Origin of the sequence: Streptomyces coryli, assembly GCF_011044975.1 — a bacterium.
GTDB lineage: Bacteria > Actinomycetota > Actinomycetes > Streptomycetales > Streptomycetaceae > Streptomyces > Streptomyces coryli.
Genome location: NZ_JAAKZV010000509.1, coordinates 1 through 1,715 on the forward strand (window position 1 = coordinate 1; position 1,715 = coordinate 1,715).

The 1,715-nt window shown below is 71.1% G+C and carries 3 protein-coding genes; 1 reads left to right on the forward strand and 2 read right to left on the reverse strand.

Annotated elements, in window-relative coordinates; translation table 11 throughout:
* Positions 1-117: 117 nt before the first annotated feature.
* Positions 118-555: an alternative ribosome rescue aminoacyl-tRNA hydrolase ArfB gene (gene arfB / locus G5C51_RS41785; RefSeq protein ID WP_165246131.1), complete on the reverse strand. Its 438-nt coding sequence runs from the start codon at positions 553-555 to the stop codon at positions 118-120.
* A gap of 126 nt (positions 556-681) precedes the next feature.
* Here arfB and G5C51_RS41790 point away from each other — a divergent pair, with 126 nt between their 5' ends.
* Positions 682-1,257 carry a TerD family protein gene (locus G5C51_RS41790; protein ID WP_165246127.1) on the forward strand — a complete coding sequence of 192 codons (576 nt, stop codon included), beginning with the start codon at positions 682-684 and terminating at the stop codon, positions 1,255-1,257.
* 50 nt (positions 1,258-1,307) lie between these two features.
* Here the strand turns inward: G5C51_RS41790 and G5C51_RS41795 are convergent.
* A partial coding sequence (locus tag G5C51_RS41795) for a DNA glycosylase AlkZ-like family protein (protein WP_165246129.1) occupies positions 1,308-1,715 on the reverse strand: 408 nt, incomplete at its 5' end.

Genomic DNA, 1,715 nt, shown 5'->3' on the forward strand with positions numbered 1-1,715 from the left:
CCCGCCTCCCCACTCCTCCCGTAGCCAGCCACCCCACCGGCACCGAGACCAAAGGCAAGCCCCCAACGCTGCCGTCACCATCCGATGCCAAGCCACGGGCATCAGGCACTCAACGAATCAATCCCAGCCCTGTCCGCTCCGCCCCCGCTTCGTCTGCCCCCGCTGCTTCTTCTCCCGCAGCCTGCGCTCCTTCGCGCCCCGCGAGACCCGCGTCTTCTTCCTCGGCCGCGGCGGTGGCGCCGTCGCCTCGGCGAGCAGCGCGGCCAGGCGGACGAGCGCGGTCTCCCGATTGCGCCACTGTGAGCGGTGCTCGCTCGCCCGTACCGAGACGACGCCGTCGATGAGCCGCGGCGCGAGCCGCTCCAGCGCGCGCTCCTTCCACACCTCCGGGAGCGCCTGGGTGGCCGCCAGGTCGAAGCGGACCTCGGCGGCGGAGTCGGAGGTGTTCACATGCTGGCCGCCCGGCCCGGAGGACCTGGAGAAACGCCACGTCAGCTCGGCCTCCGGCAGGGAGACCGAGCCGCGGATGACGTAAGGCCCGGACATGACACCCATGATCTCGCGCATACGCCACCGCCGTCACCCGGGTTTCGGAACCGGATGACCCCGTATCCGCGTTGGGGCGGGTGAGGGTAGCGTCAGCGCCACCCGTACGAACCCGAACTGGAGGGGGATTTCCCGATGGCCGTAAGCCTGCAAAAGGGCGGCAATGTCTCGCTGACCAAGGAGGCACCGGGCCTGACCGCCGTCACCGTGGGCCTGGGCTGGGACGTGAGGACGACCACCGGCACGGACTTCGACCTCGACGCGAGCGCCATCGCGGTGAACCCGAGCGGCAAGGTCTACTCCGACCAGCACTTCATCTTCTTCAACAACCGGCAGTCGCCGGACCAGACCATCGTCCACTCCGGCGACAACGTCACCGGTCAGGGCGAGGGCGACGACGAGCAGATCAACGTGAACCTGGTCGGCCTGCCGCCGGAGGTCGAGAAGATCGTCTTCCCGGTGTCGATCTACGACGCCGAGGCCCGCAGCCAGAACTTCGGCCAGGTCCGCAACGCGTACATCCGCGTCGTGAACCAGGCCGGCGGCACCGAGATCGCCCGCTACGACCTGAGCGAGGACGCCGCCACCGAGACCGCGATGGTCTTCGGCGAGCTGTACCGCAATGGCGCGGAGTGGAAGTTCCGCGCCGTCGGCCAGGGCTACGCGTCCGGCCTCGCGGGCATCGCGCAGGACTTCGGCGTGAACATCTGACGCTCCGCGTCAGCACATTTGAGGCGGGCGGCCCTGCGGGGTCGCCCGCCTCAGCCGTTCTTCACCAGCTCCGCCGTCAGCGGCGCGGGAAAGCTGCTGACCAGCCCGTGCTCGGCCATCCAGCCCTGCAGCCGGGCGGCCTCGGCCTCGACCGCCGCGCGGGCCTCGGCGCCCCGGTCGGCGAGCAGCCGCCACACCACCTCGCCGTCGCGGCGCTGCGCCCAAGCGCCGACGATCTCGCCGCGCCACCAGACAGTGGGGCCGCCGTTGCCCGCCGTATCGAAGAGCAGCGGGCGCAGGCCGGGGTCGAGATAGAAGTCACGGTGCTTCCAGCCCATCGTGGCCGGGTCGAGCCCCGGGAGGAAGGCGGCCCAAGGGCCGGGGTCTGGATCGGGATCGGGATCGGCGCCCGGGGCCCCGGGCCCGGCATCCTCGGCCAGCAGCCACCCACCCTCCTG